This is a genomic window from Sulfurospirillum sp. UCH001 (genome assembly GCF_001548035.1).
Lineage (GTDB): Bacteria > Campylobacterota > Campylobacteria > Campylobacterales > Sulfurospirillaceae > Sulfurospirillum.
Window position 1 is genome coordinate 1856113 of record NZ_AP014723.1, and the last position, 21712, is coordinate 1877824.

The following is a 21712-nucleotide window of genomic DNA, read 5'->3' on the forward strand; positions in this document are numbered from 1 at the left end:
ATGTCATTTAGTTTACAAAGTTCTCTAAAAACGTCGTTAAAAAGTTCTTGGACGATTTTAAAGCTCATTGTTCCTATTTACATTTTGGCAGATCTTTTATTCTATTACAATCTTCTATCCTATATTACTTTCATTTTTAAACCTCTAGTAAACCTTTTAGAATTACCGCAAGAAGCAGCTCTTGCCATTGTAAGCGGATTATTTCTCAATCTTTATGCAGCTATAGCTTTTGCTGCACCTCTTGGTCTTGGAGCAAAAGAATGGACTGTTTTAGCTATTTTTTTAGGTATTGCGCATGCGTTGCTGGTTGAAACAGAGATCATGAAACGATTAGGTATTTCAAGAATATACTCTATTTGCTTACGCTTAGGGGTTGGCTTATTGGTGGGAGGAATAACATCAAAATTACCACAAAGTTGGTTTACAGTTAAAATAGACGAAGATGGTATTAATCTAGCATTGAACCATCCACACTATCATTCACTCTTTGAGCTACTTCAAAACTCTCTATATGAATCACTTTCTCTTTCTATTAAAGTCATAGTCTTAGTGACTGCATTGATCTTTTTTCTTGATTTTATTAAATCTCTTGCCATCATTGAAAAACATTCCAAAAAGGTCAATAGTGGATTTTCTATTTTAGTAGGTGTGATTCTAGGTATTACTTATGGAGCTGGTATTTTAATTTCTGAATACGAAAAAGGAATTCTACAAAAAAAAGAGGTTTTATTTATTGGAACCTATTTAATGATTTGTCATGCAATTATTGAAGATACCCTACTTTTTGTCATTTTTGGCGCAAATCCTTGGCTTATTGTAAGCCTACGACTACTCTTTGCAACACTCGTTGCCACTCTCATTGTCAAATATTATAAAACTACTTAAATTCTTGAGCATACACTTCATCTAATAACTCTATAAAGCTCTCTGGATTCATATAGCCTGCAAATTCATCAATAATATGAAGATTCTGTGGAGATACAATGAGATTGGTTGGAAAATACTTCACATGATAGGCTTTAGGCAATAAAGAGCCTTCTTGGCGCATGGTAACATGTAAATACTTTTTCGAAATATATTGAGAATACTTTGGAACATTAAAAATCTCTGTTTGCATCTTAAGACAATAGGGACAGCCCTCTTTCTCAATACTTAAAAGAATAAGTTGTTTGTTATCTAAGGCTTTTTGTCGCTCAATATCAAGAAAATCTGCTTTTAGACAAAGAGTGCTTATAGATAAACTTAGGAATACATAGAAAAACTTTTTCATTTAGTCGCTCCAAAACGTTCCAATAACGCAATAAATTCACTTTTTGATGGAGCACCGATCATTTCATGAAGAATAACATTATCAGGAGTTACAATATAAAATGTTGGGGTAATTCGAGAAGTCAAAAATTCTGGTATTTCGTCTTTATGAATATCAAGTTTTAAAAGCATATAGTTCTTAGTGATTATACTTTTTACATCTTCTTTAGAAAGAACAAATTTCTCCATTTTTTCACAATACGAACATGATTCCATGACCAATTCAACTAAAATAAGCTTCTTTTCTTCTGTTGCTTGAATCTTAATATCATTGAAACTCATTGCATATAAACTAAAACTCATTAAAAACAAACTCACAATTATTTTCATCATTATGAAACCTTTTTTTAATTAGCCTAATTATAATAAAAATAAAACCAATAAAGATTGAAAAAAAATTATTTCACGAATAGATAAGAAAATAAAAAGCACTAGACTTTAACGATATTTGCTGCTTGCGATATTATGAATAAGGGATTGAGAAAAGGGAAGGTTAAAGAAGAATCACGGAACTGGCAGCGACCTACGTTTCCATCTCAGTAAGAGAGAGTATTATCGGCGATGAAGAGCTTAGCTTCCTGGTTCGAAATGGGACAGGGCGTTTCCTCTTCTCTATAGCCACCAGAATCGTGAATTAAATCTATTCGCATTATAAGCTAAATAGGCTTAATTCACCATTCTTTAGTGATTTTAGTATTGTCTGTCAACAAAGCGCTTTACACTTAATAAGGAAGTGAAATAGCATTATCATACGTTAATATAGAATAAGCCAAACGACCTATTAGTACTGGTCAGCTAAAGGGCTCTCACCCATTACACACCCAGCCTATCAAACATGTAGTCTTCATGAGGTCTTCAGGGAAAGTTCATCTTGGAGTTGGCTTCCCGCTTAGATGCTTTCAGCGGTTATCACATCCGAACATAGCTACCGGGCGATGCTCTTGGCAGAACAACCCGTACACCAGTGGTTCGTTCAACCCGGTCCTCTCGTACTAGGGTTAACTCTCCTCAACTTTCCTACGCCCACGGCAGATAGGGACCGAACTGTCTCACGACGTTCTGAACCCAGCTCGCGTACCGCTTTAAATGGCGAACAGCCATACCCTTGGGACCTGCTCCAGCCCCAGGATGCGATGAGCCGACATCGAGGTGCCAAACCTCCCCGTCGATGTGAGCTCTTGGGGGAGATCAGCCTGTTATCCCCGGGGTACCTTTTATCCTTTGAGCGATGGCCCTTCCACACAGAACCACCGGATCACTATGACCGACTTTCGTCTCTGCTCGACGTGTATGTCTCACAGTCAAGCTGGCTTGTACCATTATACTCTACGAACGATTTCCAACCGTTCTGAGCCAACCTTTGTAAGCCTCCGTTACTTTTTAGGAGGCGACCGCCCCAGTCAAACTACCCACCAGACATTGTCCTGAACATAGATAATATGTCCCAGTTAGCTATCAGAATAAAGAAGAGTGGTATCTCAACAATGGCTCAGGTGCAACTGGCGTCACACCCTCAAAGCCTCCCACCTATCCTGCACATCTTTATCCCAACAGCAGTGTCAAGCTATAGTAAAGGTCCACGGGGTCTTTCCGTCTTGCCGCGGGTAGGAGGAATTTTCACCTCCACTACAATTTCACTGGATTCCTGGTCGAGACAGCTCCCATCTCGTTACGCCATTCATGCAGGTCGATATTTAATCGACAAGGAATTTCGCTACCTTAGGACCGTTATAGTTACGGCCGCCGTTTACTGGGGCTTCGATCAATGGCTTCGCTTGCGCTAACCACATCAATTAACCTTCCAGCACCGGGCAGGCGTCACACCCTATACATCCTCTTACGAGTTAGCAGAGTGCTGTGTTTTTGGTAAACAGTCGGGAGGGACTCTTTGTTGCAACCTTTTCCGCTTTTTGGAGCAAGTCCATATACAGAAGGAGGCACACCTTATACCGAAGATACGGTGCTATTTTGCAGAGTTCCTTAACCAGATTTCTTCCACGCGCCTTAGAATACTCATCTCACCCACCTGTGTCGGTTTACGGTACGAGCAATAACAGATATACTTAGAAACTTTTCTTGGCTCGACGGCATCAACGATTCACCATCCACTCCGAAGAGTATCAAGTGCCTGTCAGGTCTCGAATAAAAGATTACGGATTTGCCTGTAATCTAATCTACACCCTTCGAACAACTATTCCATCAGTTGCCTCGTTTAGCCCTAAGCGTCCTTCCATCGCGCTCTATTATTGGTGTTGGAATATTAACCAACTTTCCATCGACTACCCCTTTCGGACTCGTCTTAGGTCCCGACTAACCCTACGATGACGAACATCGCGTAGGAAACCTTGGGTTTTCGGCGAAGGGGATTCTCACCCCTTTTATCGCTACTCATGCCTGCATACTCACTTCTAGCCGCTCCAGCGCTCCTTACCGGTACACCTTCAATGCTGACTAGAACGCTCTCCTACCACTCTACTATGTAGAATCTACAGCTTCGGTGGATAACTTTAGCCCCGTTATATTTTCCGCGCAGAATCGCTAGACCAGTGAGCTGTTACGCTTTCTTTAAAGGATGGCTGCTTCTAAGCCAACCTCCTGGTTGTTTAAGCAACTCCACATCGTTTTCCACTGAGTTATCACTTTGGGACCTTAGCTGGTAGTCTGGGTTGTTCCCCTCTTGACGACGCATTTTATCACCCGCCGCCTGACTGCCATGATTACATATACGGTATTCGGAGTTTGACAGGGTTTGGTACCTTGGTATAGGCCCTAGCCCAATCAGTGCTCTACCCCCGTATACTACAACATGACGCTATACCTAAATATATTTCGGAGAGAACCAGCTATCACGAAGTTTGATTGGCCTTTCACCCCTATCCACAAGTCATCCCAAGACTTTTCAACGTCAGCGAGTTCGGTCCTCCACTAGCTCTTACACCAGCTTCAACCTGCTCATGGATAGATCACTTCGCTTCGGGTCTGCAGCATCTGACTAATTCGCCCTATTAAGACTCGCTTTCGCTACGGCTCCGAGTTTTCTTAACCTCGCCAGATACCACAACTCGCAGGCTCATTATGCAAAAGGCAGTCCATCACCCTGATAAATCATAGGGCTCTGAATGATTGTAAGCAAATGGTTTCAGGTTCTATTTCACTCCCCTCACTGGGGTTCTTTTCACCTTTCCCTCACGGTACTGGTTCACTATCGGTCTGTAAGTAGTATTTAGGGTTGGGAGGTGGTCCTCCCGGCTTCAGACAGAATACCACGTGTTCCGCCCTACTCAGGATACTGCTAAGATGAATCTAGATTTCGTATATGGGACTATCACCCGCTATGGTTAACCTTTCCAGGTTACTCTACTACCTATCATCATTCTACAACGCAGTCCTACAACCCCAGATGCAAGCATCTGGTTTGCCCTCTTCCAAGTTCGCTCGCCGCTACTATCGGAATCTCTATTTGATTTCTTCTCCTCTGGCTACTGAGATGTTTCACTTCGCCAGGTTCGCCCCCCGCAGGGTAACTGATATTACTATCAGCTGGGTTGCCCCATTCGGATATTCACGGATCAAAGCTTCTTGACAGCTCCCCGTGACTTTTCGCAGTCTAGTACGTCCTTCATCGCCTCTTACAGCCTAGGCATCCACCATTCGCTCTTAATAGCTTACCTATTTGTATTCTAATGCACATTTCACTCCCTTATTAAATGTAAAACATCTAACAAGTTGTAAATTGTTTTTTTTGCGTTTTGTTGACTTTGACAATAATAAATTAAATAACTTTAGACTAAAAAAGTCTAATATCAACTCTTAAAATAAAGAACTGATATTAAACTTCTTCTCTCTTGTTTGACAATGTCCATAAAAAATGGTGGAGAATAGCGGGATCGAACCGCTGACCTCCTGCGTGCAAAGCAGGCGCTCTCCCAGCTGAGCTAATTCCCCATGGTGGGCTTAAGAGGACTCGAACCTCTGACCTTACCCTTATCAGGGGTACGCTCTAACCACCTGAGCTATAAGCCCCTCTATCTTTCATTCAATCTCTCAAAACTAAATAAGCTTCCCTAGCTTAGGCTCGCCAGAGACACCATTGTGAGATAGTGTCTCATATACTCTAGAAAGGAGGTGATCCAACCGCAGGTTCTCCTACGGTTACCTTGTTACGACTTCACCCCAGTCGCTGAACCCACCGTGGTCGGTAACTAGTTTAGTATTCCGGCTTCGGGTGAATTCAACTCCCATGGTGTGACGGGCGGTGAGTACAAGACCCGGGAACGTATTCACCGTAGCATATCTGATCTACGATTACTAGCGATTCCAGCTTCATGGAGTCGAGTTGCAGACTCCAATCCGAACTGAGACTAGGTTTTAAGATTTGCTCCACTTCGCAGTATCGCTTCTCTTTGTCCTAGCCATTGTAGCACGTGTGTAGCCCTGGGCATAAGGGCCATGATGACTTGACGTCGTCCTCACCTTCCTCCTCCTTGCGAAGGCAGTCTGATTAGAGTGCTCAGCCGAACTGTTAGCAACTAATCACGAGGGTTGCGCTCGTTGCGGGACTTAACCCAACATCTCACGACACGAGCTGACGACAGCCGTGCAGCACCTGTCTCTAAGTTCTAGTAAACTAGCACTCCCATATCTCTACAGGATTCTTAGGATATCAAGCCCAGGTAAGGTTCTTCGTGTATCTTCGAATTAAACCACATGCTCCACCGCTTGTGCGGGTCCCCGTCTATTCCTTTGAGTTTTAATCTTGCGACCGTACTCCCCAGGCGGCACACTTAATCTGTTAAGTGCATTACTGCAATGACTAGCATCGCAACAACTAGTGTGCATCGTTTAGGGCGTGGACTACCAGGGTATCTAATCCTGTTTGCTCCCCACGCTTTCATGCCTCAGCGTCAATAATGTTCCAGTAGATCGCCTTCGCAATCGGTATTCCTGGTGATATCTACGGATTTTACCCCTACACCACCAATTCCATCTACCTCTCCCATATTCTAGGTAACCAGTTTCGAGAGCAGTTCAACGGTTGAGCCGTTGGATTTCACTCTCGACTTGATTTCCAGCCTACGCATCCTTTACGCCCAGTGATTCCGAGTAACGCTTGCACCCTCCGTATTACCGCGGCTGCTGGCACGGAGTTAGCCGGTGCTTATTCATAAGGTACCGTCATTATCTTCCCTTATAAAAGGAGTTTACACACCGAAATGCGTCATCCTCCACGCGGCGTTGCTGCATCAGAGTTTCCTCCATTGTGCAATATTCCCCACTGCTGCCTCCCGTAGGAGTCTGGACCGTGTCTCAGTTCCAGTGTGCCTGATCATCCTCTCAGACCAGGTAGGCGTCATAGCCTTGGTAGGCCGTTACCCCACCAACTAGCTGATACCATAAAGCCCCATCCTTTAGCAATAAATCTTTCCCAACTTACCTTGTGATAAGAAGGAATATGGGGTATTAGCAGTCGTTTCCAACTGTTGTCCCCCACTAAAGGGCAGGTTAGCTATACATTACTCACCCGTGCGCCACTAACGAAATAAGCAAGCTTATTTCATCCGTTCGACTTGCATGTGTTAAGCACGCCGCCAGCGTTCACTCTGAGCCAGGATCAAACTCTCCATAAAATTTTTATGAAGTGTTCTTCATTTGACTTATCTCTTTGTTTGCGAAGAGTTGATAATCTCTTACTTTATTTGCGTCCTGGCTAAGGTCGCTTATTTAGATTTCAAAGATTGAATTTGACATTGTTAAATTGTTAATGAACTTGAACGCAAATCCCCAACTTTGGGCCGTTCTCTTAAACCCCGTTCTCTCAAACGAGGACGAAATTATATATTTAACCTCCTTAAATCTAGGTTAAATGAATGAAGAAAATAAATATAATTTCAAATCAATCAAGTTTTTATCTTTTATGAAATAAAACGCTCAAAAACAGTTCATAAAAAGGATAAAAATATATGGTTATACATCATTCATACTATTACAAAAGCACTATAAATACTTTTTTGCGAAATTAGATGCAGCATATCTATATATGAGACTTTATCTAAATCATATATTTTAATATGATCCTAACTCTATATAATGGAAACTAAAATATATAGTTTCTCTCATAAGGTTGCTTATAAGTGTTTATTATTTCTTTAGAATATATTCTTCAGTCAATTATATCTCAACATCTAGAACAAGAGAAATATATGAGATTCGCGTATACGATATATACATATGAGATAATGATAAGAGTTTTGAGTATATAGATAGAGAGCTGTAGATATGTAGAAACGATCTTTTAGCTTTTTTGCTGCTTGCGATATTATGAATAAGGGATTGAGAAAAGGGAAGGTTAAAGAAGAATCACGGAACTGGCAGCGACCTACGTTTCCATCTCAGTAAGAGAGAGTATTATCGGCGATGAAGAGCTTAGCTTCCTGGTTCGAAATGGGACAGGGCGTTTCCTCTTCTCTATAGCCACCAGAATCGTGAATTAAATCTATTCGCATTATAAGCTAAATAGGCTTAATTCACCATTCTTTAGTGATTTTAGTATTGTCTGTCAACAAAGCGCTTTACACTTAATAAGGAAGTGAAATAGCATTATCATACGTTAATATAGAATAAGCCAAACGACCTATTAGTACTGGTCAGCTAAAGGGCTCTCACCCATTACACACCCAGCCTATCAAACATGTAGTCTTCATGAGGTCTTCAGGGAAAGTTCATCTTGGAGTTGGCTTCCCGCTTAGATGCTTTCAGCGGTTATCACATCCGAACATAGCTACCGGGCGATGCTCTTGGCAGAACAACCCGTACACCAGTGGTTCGTTCAACCCGGTCCTCTCGTACTAGGGTTAACTCTCCTCAACTTTCCTACGCCCACGGCAGATAGGGACCGAACTGTCTCACGACGTTCTGAACCCAGCTCGCGTACCGCTTTAAATGGCGAACAGCCATACCCTTGGGACCTGCTCCAGCCCCAGGATGCGATGAGCCGACATCGAGGTGCCAAACCTCCCCGTCGATGTGAGCTCTTGGGGGAGATCAGCCTGTTATCCCCGGGGTACCTTTTATCCTTTGAGCGATGGCCCTTCCACACAGAACCACCGGATCACTATGACCGACTTTCGTCTCTGCTCGACGTGTATGTCTCACAGTCAAGCTGGCTTGTACCATTATACTCTACGAACGATTTCCAACCGTTCTGAGCCAACCTTTGTAAGCCTCCGTTACTTTTTAGGAGGCGACCGCCCCAGTCAAACTACCCACCAGACATTGTCCTGAACATAGATAATATGTCCCAGTTAGCTATCAGAATAAAGAAGAGTGGTATCTCAACAATGGCTCAGGTGCAACTGGCGTCACACCCTCAAAGCCTCCCACCTATCCTGCACATCTTTATCCCAACAGCAGTGTCAAGCTATAGTAAAGGTCCACGGGGTCTTTCCGTCTTGCCGCGGGTAGGAGGAATTTTCACCTCCACTACAATTTCACTGGATTCCTGGTCGAGACAGCTCCCATCTCGTTACGCCATTCATGCAGGTCGATATTTAATCGACAAGGAATTTCGCTACCTTAGGACCGTTATAGTTACGGCCGCCGTTTACTGGGGCTTCGATCAATGGCTTCGCTTGCGCTAACCACATCAATTAACCTTCCAGCACCGGGCAGGCGTCACACCCTATACATCCTCTTACGAGTTAGCAGAGTGCTGTGTTTTTGGTAAACAGTCGGGAGGGACTCTTTGTTGCAACCTTTTCCGCTTTTTGGAGCAAGTCCATATACAGAAGGAGGCACACCTTATACCGAAGATACGGTGCTATTTTGCAGAGTTCCTTAACCAGATTTCTTCCACGCGCCTTAGAATACTCATCTCACCCACCTGTGTCGGTTTACGGTACGAGCAATAACAGATATACTTAGAAACTTTTCTTGGCTCGACGGCATCAACGATTCACCATCCACTCCGAAGAGTATCAAGTGCCTGTCAGGTCTCGAATAAAAGATTACGGATTTGCCTGTAATCTAATCTACACCCTTCGAACAACTATTCCATCAGTTGCCTCGTTTAGCCCTAAGCGTCCTTCCATCGCGCTCTATTATTGGTGTTGGAATATTAACCAACTTTCCATCGACTACCCCTTTCGGACTCGTCTTAGGTCCCGACTAACCCTACGATGACGAACATCGCGTAGGAAACCTTGGGTTTTCGGCGAAGGGGATTCTCACCCCTTTTATCGCTACTCATGCCTGCATACTCACTTCTAGCCGCTCCAGCGCTCCTTACCGGTACACCTTCAATGCTGACTAGAACGCTCTCCTACCACTCTACTATGTAGAATCTACAGCTTCGGTGGATAACTTTAGCCCCGTTATATTTTCCGCGCAGAATCGCTAGACCAGTGAGCTGTTACGCTTTCTTTAAAGGATGGCTGCTTCTAAGCCAACCTCCTGGTTGTTTAAGCAACTCCACATCGTTTTCCACTGAGTTATCACTTTGGGACCTTAGCTGGTAGTCTGGGTTGTTCCCCTCTTGACGACGCATTTTATCACCCGCCGCCTGACTGCCATGATTACATATACGGTATTCGGAGTTTGACAGGGTTTGGTACCTTGGTATAGGCCCTAGCCCAATCAGTGCTCTACCCCCGTATACTACAACATGACGCTATACCTAAATATATTTCGGAGAGAACCAGCTATCACGAAGTTTGATTGGCCTTTCACCCCTATCCACAAGTCATCCCAAGACTTTTCAACGTCAGCGAGTTCGGTCCTCCACTAGCTCTTACACCAGCTTCAACCTGCTCATGGATAGATCACTTCGCTTCGGGTCTGCAGCATCTGACTAATTCGCCCTATTAAGACTCGCTTTCGCTACGGCTCCGAGTTTTCTTAACCTCGCCAGATACCACAACTCGCAGGCTCATTATGCAAAAGGCAGTCCATCACCCTGATAAATCATAGGGCTCTGAATGATTGTAAGCAAATGGTTTCAGGTTCTATTTCACTCCCCTCACTGGGGTTCTTTTCACCTTTCCCTCACGGTACTGGTTCACTATCGGTCTGTAAGTAGTATTTAGGGTTGGGAGGTGGTCCTCCCGGCTTCAGACAGAATACCACGTGTTCCGCCCTACTCAGGATACTGCTAAGATGAATCTAGATTTCGTATATGGGACTATCACCCGCTATGGTTAACCTTTCCAGGTTACTCTACTACCTATCATCATTCTACAACGCAGTCCTACAACCCCAGATGCAAGCATCTGGTTTGCCCTCTTCCAAGTTCGCTCGCCGCTACTATCGGAATCTCTATTTGATTTCTTCTCCTCTGGCTACTGAGATGTTTCACTTCGCCAGGTTCGCCCCCCGCAGGGTAACTGATATTACTATCAGCTGGGTTGCCCCATTCGGATATTCACGGATCAAAGCTTCTTGACAGCTCCCCGTGACTTTTCGCAGTCTAGTACGTCCTTCATCGCCTCTTACAGCCTAGGCATCCACCATTCGCTCTTAATAGCTTACCTATTTGTATTCTAATGCACATTTCACTCCCTTATTAAATGTAAAACATCTAACAAGTTGTAAATTGTTTTTTTTGCGTTTTGTTGACTTTGACAATAATAAATTAAATAACTTTAGACTAAAAAAGTCTAATATCAACTCTTAAAATAAAGAACTGATATTAAACTTCTTCTCTCTTGTTTGACAATGTCCATAAAAAATGGTGGAGAATAGCGGGATCGAACCGCTGACCTCCTGCGTGCAAAGCAGGCGCTCTCCCAGCTGAGCTAATTCCCCATGGTGGGCTTAAGAGGACTCGAACCTCTGACCTTACCCTTATCAGGGGTACGCTCTAACCACCTGAGCTATAAGCCCCTCTATCTTTCATTCAATCTCTCAAAACTAAATAAGCTTCCCTAGCTTAGGCTCGCCAGAGACACCATTGTGAGATAGTGTCTCATATACTCTAGAAAGGAGGTGATCCAACCGCAGGTTCTCCTACGGTTACCTTGTTACGACTTCACCCCAGTCGCTGAACCCACCGTGGTCGGTAACTAGTTTAGTATTCCGGCTTCGGGTGAATTCAACTCCCATGGTGTGACGGGCGGTGAGTACAAGACCCGGGAACGTATTCACCGTAGCATATCTGATCTACGATTACTAGCGATTCCAGCTTCATGGAGTCGAGTTGCAGACTCCAATCCGAACTGAGACTAGGTTTTAAGATTTGCTCCACTTCGCAGTATCGCTTCTCTTTGTCCTAGCCATTGTAGCACGTGTGTAGCCCTGGGCATAAGGGCCATGATGACTTGACGTCGTCCTCACCTTCCTCCTCCTTGCGAAGGCAGTCTGATTAGAGTGCTCAGCCGAACTGTTAGCAACTAATCACGAGGGTTGCGCTCGTTGCGGGACTTAACCCAACATCTCACGACACGAGCTGACGACAGCCGTGCAGCACCTGTCTCTAAGTTCTAGTAAACTAGCACTCCCATATCTCTACAGGATTCTTAGGATATCAAGCCCAGGTAAGGTTCTTCGTGTATCTTCGAATTAAACCACATGCTCCACCGCTTGTGCGGGTCCCCGTCTATTCCTTTGAGTTTTAATCTTGCGACCGTACTCCCCAGGCGGCACACTTAATCTGTTAAGTGCATTACTGCAATGACTAGCATCGCAACAACTAGTGTGCATCGTTTAGGGCGTGGACTACCAGGGTATCTAATCCTGTTTGCTCCCCACGCTTTCATGCCTCAGCGTCAATAATGTTCCAGTAGATCGCCTTCGCAATCGGTATTCCTGGTGATATCTACGGATTTTACCCCTACACCACCAATTCCATCTACCTCTCCCATATTCTAGGTAACCAGTTTCGAGAGCAGTTCAACGGTTGAGCCGTTGGATTTCACTCTCGACTTGATTTCCAGCCTACGCATCCTTTACGCCCAGTGATTCCGAGTAACGCTTGCACCCTCCGTATTACCGCGGCTGCTGGCACGGAGTTAGCCGGTGCTTATTCATAAGGTACCGTCATTATCTTCCCTTATAAAAGGAGTTTACACACCGAAATGCGTCATCCTCCACGCGGCGTTGCTGCATCAGAGTTTCCTCCATTGTGCAATATTCCCCACTGCTGCCTCCCGTAGGAGTCTGGACCGTGTCTCAGTTCCAGTGTGCCTGATCATCCTCTCAGACCAGGTAGGCGTCATAGCCTTGGTAGGCCGTTACCCCACCAACTAGCTGATACCATAAAGCCCCATCCTTTAGCAATAAATCTTTCCCAACTTACCTTGTGATAAGAAGGAATATGGGGTATTAGCAGTCGTTTCCAACTGTTGTCCCCCACTAAAGGGCAGGTTAGCTATACATTACTCACCCGTGCGCCACTAACGAAATAAGCAAGCTTATTTCATCCGTTCGACTTGCATGTGTTAAGCACGCCGCCAGCGTTCACTCTGAGCCAGGATCAAACTCTCCATAAAATTTTTATGAAGTGTTCTTCATTTGACTTATCTCTTTGTTTGCGAAGAGTTGATAATCTCTTACTTTATTTGCGTCCTGGCTAAGGTCGCTTATTTAGATTTCAAAGATTGAATTTGACATTGTTAAATTGTTAATGAACTTGAACGCAAATCCCCAACTTTGGGCCGTTCTCTTAAACCCCGTTCTCTCAAACGAGGACGAAATTATATATTTAACCTCCTTAAATCTAGGTTAAATGAATGAAGAAAATTTATTTAGTAATTTTGAGCGGAAATATAAGTGTAACCAGTTTCAGGAGTGATAGTAATTGTAATATTACCATCAGGATTAACAAGTGTTATATTGCAATCTTGCATTAATAAATACTGATACATATTTATTTGAGGAGGCTGAGTGCTTGTAGTGTAATAGTAGGGTCTTCCTATTACGTCAAAAGATAATTCTCCAATGCCTGCACCAACATGACAATTTGCCGTAAATTGTACATTTGTAATTCCAAAAGATTTTGTAATATCTAATTTAGTATTGGTACCATCTAAGTAATTTTTTGTTAATGGATCTATAGCCACTTCTCTATGAGTTACAGTATCAGCATTACCATTTTGATCTGTATCTGAATAAATCACATAATATATTTGCAGTGGGTTAGAAAGTCTTCTAAATTCAAATTGCCAATTTTCCCTAAACCATGTTGCATCATTAGGATCAAACTTATCATCTATCATAGCAAGATGTTGAGTATAGCGAATGTGACTGACGACTTGATCGGCGGCTTCACGTAAGGGATTACGTTGAAAACTAGAAGATACAAAATAAGATAAAATACCTACGATCACAATGACAAACACCAGTTCAAGCATCGTAAACGCTTTTTTCATTTTATCCTCTTTTTATTTGAAACTATAAAGATAAAAGGTCTTCACTACCTTACCATAATATGTGATATTAATCTGTTCATAACCTTCTTCAATCTCTTTTTGAAGTGAAAGTTTATAATTGCCACCTCGTTCTATCTGATAAAATTTAAGTCTGAGTGCCATTTTATCATCTTTCATCATTACTTTTGTAATGCCTTTAGATTTAAGAGCATCAGCTAACTCTTTAGCAATGTCATAATTGATCGCAAAATGTTTTGATGGCTCATTCATAAAAGCGTAAAGCGGCTTATGAAAAAAGCTTAACATAGTATTTGCGACAAGGAAAACAAGTACTGTTATAAAAAAGAATGTATGTAGCTTACGAAAAGCAGGTAATCTAACACGATAACTATTGAAAAAAACTTTAACCATTAAAGGAACAGAAAGAACCACAAAAGGAGCAAAATCTTCAAGTAAAAGTCGTTGTCGTAAAGAGAGCAAAAGTGAGACAACTAACGAAAAAAATGAAATGTACCATAAAAGATTCTTTTCTTCTTTAATAAGAATACGATACATCGCATAGACAAAATACAAAAATAAAAGTGGAGAAAAGACAATAGCATAAACACCTAAAGTATCAACAAAATACCCCTTAGGTTTTCCACCTGTGTCAAAACCATACAAATACATCGAAGCACTAAACAAGATCAACGTTAAAATTAATAGATCTGTTTTGCGCTTCATAATTGCATAGGCAAACAGTGCAATATAAAAAATCGCAAAAGAATTATCGATGAAAAGGCACACAATAAGAACTAAGTGCGAAGCAACTTTATACTCTTTAAGATAAAGATAGGTAAATAATAAACTAAAAAAGATAACAATAATGCCATTATTGACTAATAATGCGACGCCATTCACTCCTGGCAAAAGAGCGTAGATAGCAATGGATATAATACGATCAACACGTTTTTTGAGAAAAAGCTTGCCAATTTTATAAAGTAAAACAATAGACGCTAAATGAAACAGAATAAATGGCAAACGAAGAGCAAAATCATTTTGTCCTAAAAACTGTGTTGAGTAAACAGCCAAATAATGAATAAAGCCATTTCCATTGAAGAAAATATTTGCCTCATCATAGCTGATTGAAATACTCTGCGTAGCAAACGAGAGTAAGATACCGCTTAAAACGAGGATAAGAAGTAAAAAAAGTCTTTCTCTCATAGTTTTAAAAAATTATTTAAGATAGCGTGGCCATGTTCACTTAAAATGGACTCTGGGTGAAACTGAACACCGTAAATTTGTTTGTCTTTAATCTGTAATGCCATAATCTCATGATCATCCGTACTATATGCCGTTGGGATAACGACATCAGGTAAACTCTCTTGTTCAACGGTTAAAGAGTGATATCGTGTTGTCGTGAATATCTCTGGTAATCCCTCAAATAAACAACTGTTATGAAGTTGCTTGGTAGTAGATGTTTTACCGTGCATCATACGTTTTGCACGTACGACTTTACCACCAAAAGCTTGACCAATTGCTTGATGTCCTAGACAAATTCCTAAAATAGGAATTTTGCCGCCAAAATGCTTAATGACATCCAAGCTCACGCCCGCTTCATTAGGGGTTGCAGGGCCAGGAGAAATGATAATTTTTTCAGGATGGAACGCTTCAATCTCCTCGATGCTGAGTTCGTCATTTCGAATAACTTTCAGATCAGCTCCAAGTTCTAAGCAATACTGAACAATGTTGTATGTAAAACTGTCGTAATTGTCTATCATTAAGACCATAAGTGTTTATCCATTTAAATAAGCTAGGTTTAATAATGATAACACTCTTTTGCTTAAGAATTGACTATTTGGGCAAGTAGCCACGTCATGGCTAAAAGATCGGCACTGCCTCCTGGAGAGAGATTTTTCTCTATCATTGCTCTATCAAAATCATTCAAACATGCATCGAGCATTTCCATTTCATTGATGCGATGCAAACGTTCACGTGCTTGTGCCTTAGCATAAGAAAGTCCTTCCATTCCACCACGAGACCACAATGTACTATCATCCAACTCACTGATGAGTAAAAGGAGTGTCTTTTTAAGCGCAATCTCTTCACCCTCTTCTTGCGCACATGACCTATAATAAGGCAAACTCTTCTCAAAAATAATCGCAAAACCACTTTGAGCAATACCCCTAATACCAGTACTTCCACTCTCATAAAAGAAACGAGCCCCTGCACTATTCGGCTTTGCATGAACAAGATCGTCTTCGACAAGATTATGACAAAGAGCTTTCATATGAACGTGTACATTTTGATATGTGAGATTTTCATGGTTTCCATAAATGCGTCCAATAGCACCACATAAAATAGCCAAACAGAAGATCATTCCTTTATGGGTATTGACCCCTTTTGTCGCTTCAAACATCGCTTGCTCACAATCTATACCAATCTCTCTTAGTCTTTTAAAACATATTTTTGCCTCTTCATGAGCATACGCGTGTGCCGTCTCTATTAAACGAGGTATAAAAGATTTTATCACCTTAATGCTTGCATAAAAGGTATAAATGTCCATATCTTGGTGTGCGCCACTATTGGCTCTATCGACCAAGCCTGGTTTAGGGGTGAGTTCCACTTCTTTTTGCATCGCTCGTTCACACCATAAAGCGATAGAGTTGGCAAAAGCATGTTTTTCTACCAATCTCTTAATATGAAGATTTAACTCTGTGTAGCTGTGTTTTTGTGCCCTTGCACAAAGGTGTGCAGTGTCATTACACACAAAACATTGACGTTTAGAAAGTCCAAGTTGATTTCTAGAAAGAATAGAGCCAGAAACATCCAGTACATCTATATCCATCAAACGTCCAAGAGGATGTGCTTGCTCTAGCGAACACGTTAACACTTTGAGCATTTTTGCATCTGCGCTGCACACAAAGAGCGACTCCGCTCCTGTTGGGGCTATTTTACTTTCACACAAAAGTAGCTCAATGCCTTCTTCCCTGAGCAGAGAGAGAATACTCTGATAGGCTATTTCATGGATAACAACAGCTTCATGCGAAAGCTTAATAAGACTTGGGATATTAATGGATAATGAGATAAGTGACACTAGAGGAAAGCGTGCCAAAAGCTCTTTTTGCTTAAGTGAACGCTCCTCCTTCGCTTTTAAAATAGCATCTAATGTTGTTGGTTTGTCTATCATTTATGCAAGTTGGCGCACGACATCAATGATCGAACCGTCACGGTAGCGGATAACCGCAACCACTTTATCTTTATACTTGATTTCAGCAGGTTCACCACACAACGCAATCGCTCTTTCATAAAGCTCTTGCATTTCTACGATTTGAAGCCCTGCTTTTTTAAGTCGTTCTTTAAGCTCTTTGTTTTTAGGATTCACCGCTATACCTTGATCGGTGACAACAATGTCAACGGTTGAACCAGGGGTTACAATCGTATTGACTCGTTTTGTCACAGTTGGAAGACGTCCGCGTGTGAGTGGTGCGACAATGATAGAAAGCTTTGCCTCAGCCGCTGTGTCACTATGACCTCCTGATGCCCCTCGTAAAAAGCCTTTAGAGCCTGTAATGACATTAACATTAAAATCAAGATCAACTTCAAGCGCACTTAATACAACAATATCCAGCTGTTTGATGGAAGCACCTTTAGAACTTGGATTGGCATATTCATTCGCGCTGATTTCGATATGGTTTTTATTTTCACCTAATGATTTTGCAGCAAATTCATCAAAGCTTTGTACGTCTAAAAGCGTTTTAATGAGTCCACGCTTTAGCATATAAACCATAGTCCCGGTTATACCACCTAACCCAAAGCTAGCCGTAATGCCTTTTTCTTCCATTTTTTCACTCAAAAAGACGGTTGTTGCCAAAGATGCACCACCTGTACCTGTCTGAATACTAAAGCCATCTTTAAATAGGCCTGAGTACTCAATCACCTTTGCAGTATGACTCGCAAGCAGTAGCTCTTTGGGATTGGTCGTCATACGGGTTTCACCTGCACCAATTTTAGAAGGATCGCCTACCTCATCGACAACTACCACAGCATCCACTTGGTCTTGATGTAAGCTTGCAGGTACATTTGGATACTCTTCCAAAGACTCCGTAAGGACAATCACATAGTCCGCATACTGTGCATCAATCATCGCGTAACCTAAAGAACCACATTTGGAGCGACCTGAATAGCCATTGGCATTTCCAAAAGCATCACACACTGGCACACCCAAAAAAGCGACATCGATTTTAAGCTCACCAGATTGCACCAGATGAACACGACCACCGTGTGAATGAATCTGCACAGGTTTTTCCATTAACCCTTTAGAGATTGCCTCTCCAAGCTTGCTTCTAAGACCTGATGTGTATATCTGCGTTACGACACCGCTTTTAATGTGTTCAATGATTGGGTCATGCACGGAAGCAAGCGAACTTGACGCTAATGTGAGATTTTTAAAACCCATTTTAGCAATGACATTCATCACATTATTAATCAACAAATCCCCACCGCGAAATGCGTGATGGAACGAAATCGTCATGCCATCTTTGAGTCCTGAGCGTTTAATAGCTTCTTCGATGCTCCCACAGATTTTAGCACGTCTGTCTTCACCCTTAACGTTCTCTTTTCCAGTGTAGAAAGGGGCATTTATAGGCGTTAAGGCTTCTGTCGTAAAATGTTTTTCTATATCTTTCATTGCTCTTCTCCTAAAACACCTGAAGCACGGGCTAAATTCATAATCCATTCTGCTCTTAAAATAATAGGCGCATCAACCATTTTACCATCGAGTGAAATAACACCTAAACCTCTCTCTTTAGCATCTTTTGCTGCTTCAAGTACTTCTATTGCCCAGTTGATGTCTTTTTGGCGTGGTTCAAACGCTTTATGCAGCCATGGAATTTGTGTCGGGTTAATGAGTGATTTCCCATCAAAGCCAAGCCCTTTAATGTACTCTACCTCATGCATAAAACCTTCTTTGTCTTTTACATCCGAGAAAACAGAGTCAAACGCACCGATTTTTGCAGCACGTGCAGCAAGCAAGATTTGATTACGTGCTGCCATAAGTTCAAGTCCCTCTTTGGTACGTTGGGTATGAAGGTCACGTACAAAATCCTCTGCACCAAGCGCAATTCCCATCATGCGTTTAGAACATCGTGCGATATCCACAGCATTGACGACACCAAGTGCACTTTCAATCGCCGCTAGAAGTAAGGTTTTTTTCTCACGTCCTATTCGATTTTCAATATGAGCTATCTCTTGCTCCATTTCAAGTACATCATCAACGGTATCTGTTTTTGGAAGACGGATGATATCTACTCCAGCACGAATGACTGCTTCTAAGTCTAAAAGACCAAACGGAGAGTTAAGAGGATTAACACGCACCGCCGTTTCGATGTCTTTGTAGGTAAAATGTTGTAATGCATGAAAAACCATCATGCGAGCAGAGTCTTTTTCACTAAGAGCTACTGAGTCTTCTAAATCGAACATGACGGTATCTGGCTTATAGATAAACGCGTTACAGACCATACCTGTATTAGATCCTGGCACAAAAAGCATGCTTCTTCGTAATTTTTGTTTCATGAGAGTTCGCTCCAATCCGGTTGAGTCTGAGACGCAGCCCTTAAAATAGCAGTTTGAACACGCGCTTTGATGACATAATCCAGCGCTCCTTTATCTTGAACGATCAGTTTAACACCATCGACTTTCATTGCTTTTGCCGTTTCTAAGATGAGATCGCGTATGGCATCCCCATAGATCTCTTCGACACTACTCTCTAACTCAATTTCAATGCCTTTTGCATCAATAGGAATCACCCGTACAAACGCATCGCTTGATTCTAATGTCCCAGCATGGGCTGTTTCTAGCTTTTTGCTCATTTTTCTTCCTCTTTAGACATCATTTTTTCAATCAATGCATACGTCGTTGGAGGGACAAGCGGTATGATCTCTTCCAAACGATTTTCGTGCATTAATTTTCTGACTCTCGAAGCCGAAATTGGCTCACCACCATATTCAATGCGCCCTAGCACAACCACTTCAATAGGTGGGAATTCACCAGGTGCTGCAAGTAATTTTTTCATTTGCTCATTATACTCATTTGTCACGGCACATAAAGGCTCTTCTCCAACATAACGGTGTGTAATGCCGAGTTGTGGGGCTAAATGATTTCTAAAGATATTCAGATCAAGCTCGGTATAGAGTGAATCGATCTGACGTTTGTCCTTAATAAAATAAGTCGGAAACGTCGCTTTAGAAATGATATAGTCTGAACCCTCATGTATCGTGAGGTTTTGCAAATCTTCCAAGCCTTCGCAAATGAGCTTGTATCGATCTTGAAACGTAAAAAAGGAAGCATCTTCCTTCACCACAAACAAATGAACCCAGTGTGATCTTTCACACGCTTGTTCTACAAGATAACGATGTCCTAGCGTAAAAGGATTGCAGTTCATGACAATACTGCCCACAACGTGACCTGTATGCTTGTACTTTCGCAATCGTTTCTTGTAAAGATCTAAATTGTAGCTGTTTTCCATCAAAATGACTTGATGGTTTGCTTGTTCTATATACTTAAAGCCACACGATTCAAACACCTCCTCATATTCAGGTTTTGTAAATAAAAAAAGATCATGTCTGCCTTCACGAAATGCTACCTTAAGGAGTTCGCTCATTAAACTCAGTGCTAACCCTTCGCCTCTTATAGATTCATCAAGCGCAATATTTTTTAATACTTTACCACTGAGTCCTCCACAAGCAACAATGTGATCATCCTCTTTTGCGATCACAAAAATTTCGACATCTTCCGACATTTCAAGATCAACACTCTGTAAAAAATCCTTCACTTTTTGCATTCGAATAACGCTGGTAGATGGTACTTCTGAGAAAGTAAAACTCATCTATCCCCTTTGGGGCGAAGGTATTTGACAAAAACAGGCGCTACACTCATCACCAAAAACATTCTTACGATATGATGCAATGCTACATACGGCAAATTTGCGGCAACAATGATGGCGATAAGATTCATTTCTGACTGACCTCCTGGAGAAAACGCCAAAAGAATTGAGACTAAAGGAAATTCTGTCATCTCTGTGACAACAAATACAAACAAAGCAGAGATCATTGCTAAAATGACAAAATAACCCAACGTTTGCCCTAAAATTTTGACAATCTCTTTTGCTTTTACGCCAACAAAAACAAACCCTACTGTAGTCCCAAGAATAAGCTGAATCAGTTTGATAATCTCACTGGGTGGTCTAGAATGCACCATACCAGAACCATACACAAAGGCACCCAAGATCATCGGTCCTAGCATAGTTCCACCTGGAAGTTTAAGCTTTAATGCACCCCACCAGCCCAAAAGCGCACAGACAATTAAAATAACCATATCATGAGGGTCACTGTGTAGTAAAGGCTGGGTAATGCTGACTCTGCCATCTAATGAGACATGAGAAATCGCTTGAATGATAAAGGGAAGTGTAAAGACAATACATAAAAGACGAACCGACTGCGTCATTGTCACTTTATAGACGTTTGCACCCATCGCTTCAGCCAAAGTGACCATCTCAAGAAGTCCACCAGGCATTGAGCTAAAATAGGCTGTCATCTTATCAAACTTCAGCCACTTCCAATAATAAAGCATGCCGCAAAAAGTAGTTAGAAGCACAAAAGGTAAAATCAAGACTATACTGGAAATGAAATCTTCTAAGTAATGCAAGATGGTAGGATTAAAAGCACTACCGATGGTAATACCAAGCACGGCGCGTGCTGGAGCGGAGAACATTTTAGGAGAGCGAAGGGAAATTTTGGGAAAACGACTGGCTATTGCTATGGCGACAATAGCACCCAAAAGCCATGGCAAAGGCACATGAATAAACGAAAAAACGATGGCTCCTAAAACTCCTATAAACAGCGATGCTACTACAGGTAAAAAGCCTTCAAGCCATTGCATTGAACATCCATTAAATGATCTGTGTAAGTCATGGCAATGATACCTTTTCTTTCATTAAGAATAACTAAGAAAAAAGAAGCTCAAATACGGCTATTTATGGGCATTTTGTGCATAAAAGCCACTAAAAT

At 41.9% G+C, this 21712-nt stretch carries 12 protein-coding genes, 4 tRNA genes and 6 rRNA genes; 1 reads left to right on the plus strand and 21 read right to left on the minus strand.

The window, feature by feature from the left end; all coding sequences use genetic code 11:
• A complete protein-coding gene (locus tag UCH001_RS09335; RefSeq protein ID WP_067177220.1) occupies window positions 1-885 on the plus strand; it encodes a nucleoside recognition protein in 885 nt (294 codons plus the stop codon).
• On the opposite strand, the gene UCH001_RS09340 is transcribed toward UCH001_RS09335, so the two are convergent.
• The 21 genes from UCH001_RS09340 to UCH001_RS09440 all read right to left on the minus strand — a co-directional run bounded on the left by UCH001_RS09340 (window position 878) and on the right by UCH001_RS09440 (window position 21584).
• A complete protein-coding gene (locus tag UCH001_RS09340) occupies window positions 878-1270 on the minus strand; it encodes a thioredoxin fold domain-containing protein (RefSeq protein ID WP_067177224.1) in 393 nt (130 codons plus the stop codon). The two genes, UCH001_RS09335 and UCH001_RS09340, sit on opposite strands and share 8 nt — an antisense overlap.
• A complete protein-coding gene (locus tag UCH001_RS09345; RefSeq protein WP_067177226.1) occupies window positions 1267-1641 on the minus strand; it encodes a thioredoxin family protein in 375 nt (124 codons plus the stop codon). The genes UCH001_RS09340 and UCH001_RS09345 overlap by 4 nt, the downstream gene beginning before the upstream one ends.
• A 177-nt stretch (window positions 1642-1818) precedes the next feature.
• Window positions 1819-1934: ribosomal RNA gene (gene rrf, locus UCH001_RS09350) — 5S ribosomal RNA — on the minus strand.
• 134 nt (window positions 1935-2068) lie between these two features.
• Window positions 2069-4979: ribosomal RNA gene (locus tag UCH001_RS09355) — 23S ribosomal RNA — on the minus strand.
• 198 nt (window positions 4980-5177) lie between these two features.
• Window positions 5178-5253 (minus strand) — tRNA-Ala (locus UCH001_RS09360).
• 1 nt (window position 5254) lies between these two features.
• Window positions 5255-5331, minus strand: a tRNA-Ile gene (locus tag UCH001_RS09365).
• Between the two features lie 95 nt (window positions 5332-5426).
• A 16S ribosomal RNA gene (locus tag UCH001_RS09370) occupies window positions 5427-6935 on the minus strand.
• Between the two features lie 736 nt (window positions 6936-7671).
• Window positions 7672-7787, minus strand: a 5S ribosomal RNA gene (gene rrf / locus UCH001_RS09375).
• 134 nt (window positions 7788-7921) lie between these two features.
• A 23S ribosomal RNA gene (locus UCH001_RS09380) occupies window positions 7922-10832 on the minus strand.
• Window positions 10833-11030: 198 nt separating this feature from the next.
• Window positions 11031-11106, minus strand: a tRNA-Ala gene (locus UCH001_RS09385).
• 1 nt (window position 11107) lies between these two features.
• Window positions 11108-11184 (minus strand) — tRNA-Ile (locus UCH001_RS09390).
• 95 nt (window positions 11185-11279) lie between these two features.
• Window positions 11280-12788: ribosomal RNA gene (locus UCH001_RS09395) — 16S ribosomal RNA — on the minus strand.
• Together the 16S, 23S and 5S rRNA genes with 4 tRNA genes alongside form the textbook arrangement of a ribosomal RNA operon.
• Window positions 12789-13043: 255 nt before the next feature.
• Complete coding sequence (locus UCH001_RS09400; protein WP_067177227.1) at window positions 13044-13667, minus strand: Tfp pilus assembly protein FimT/FimU; 624 nt, start codon at window positions 13665-13667, stop codon at window positions 13044-13046.
• A 12-nt stretch (window positions 13668-13679) separates the two neighbouring features.
• Entirely contained in the window at window positions 13680-14870 is a 1191-nt protein-coding gene (locus tag UCH001_RS09405; protein WP_067177228.1) for a glycosyltransferase family 39 protein, read from the minus strand.
• Window positions 14867-15436 carry an aminodeoxychorismate/anthranilate synthase component II gene (locus tag UCH001_RS09410; protein ID WP_067177229.1) on the minus strand — a complete coding sequence of 190 codons (570 nt, stop codon included), beginning with the start codon at window positions 15434-15436 and terminating at the stop codon, window positions 14867-14869. The genes UCH001_RS09405 and UCH001_RS09410 overlap by 4 nt, the downstream gene beginning before the upstream one ends.
• Before the next feature lie 53 nt (window positions 15437-15489).
• Window positions 15490-16836 carry a triphosphoribosyl-dephospho-CoA synthase CitG gene (gene citG / locus UCH001_RS09415; protein WP_067177231.1) on the minus strand — a complete coding sequence of 449 codons (1347 nt, stop codon included), beginning with the start codon at window positions 16834-16836 and terminating at the stop codon, window positions 15490-15492.
• Entirely contained in the window at window positions 16837-18336 is a 1500-nt protein-coding gene (citF, locus tag UCH001_RS09420; protein WP_067177233.1) for a citrate lyase subunit alpha, read from the minus strand. It lies immediately after the preceding gene.
• A complete protein-coding gene (locus UCH001_RS09425) occupies window positions 18333-19220 on the minus strand; it encodes an aldolase/citrate lyase family protein (protein ID WP_067177239.1) in 888 nt (295 codons plus the stop codon). The genes citF and UCH001_RS09425 overlap by 4 nt, the downstream gene beginning before the upstream one ends.
• Window positions 19217-19516, minus strand: a complete 300-nt coding sequence (gene citD, locus UCH001_RS09430) for a citrate lyase acyl carrier protein (RefSeq protein WP_067177241.1) — start codon at window positions 19514-19516, stop codon at window positions 19217-19219. Before citD ends, UCH001_RS09425 begins: the two co-directional genes overlap by 4 nt.
• A complete protein-coding gene (gene citC / locus UCH001_RS09435; RefSeq protein WP_067177243.1) occupies window positions 19513-20532 on the minus strand; it encodes a [citrate (pro-3S)-lyase] ligase in 1020 nt (339 codons plus the stop codon). Before citC ends, citD begins: the two co-directional genes overlap by 4 nt.
• A complete protein-coding gene (locus tag UCH001_RS09440; protein ID WP_067177245.1) occupies window positions 20529-21584 on the minus strand; it encodes an AbrB family transcriptional regulator in 1056 nt (351 codons plus the stop codon). The genes citC and UCH001_RS09440 overlap by 4 nt, the downstream gene beginning before the upstream one ends.
• Window positions 21585-21712: the final 128 nt, after the last annotated feature.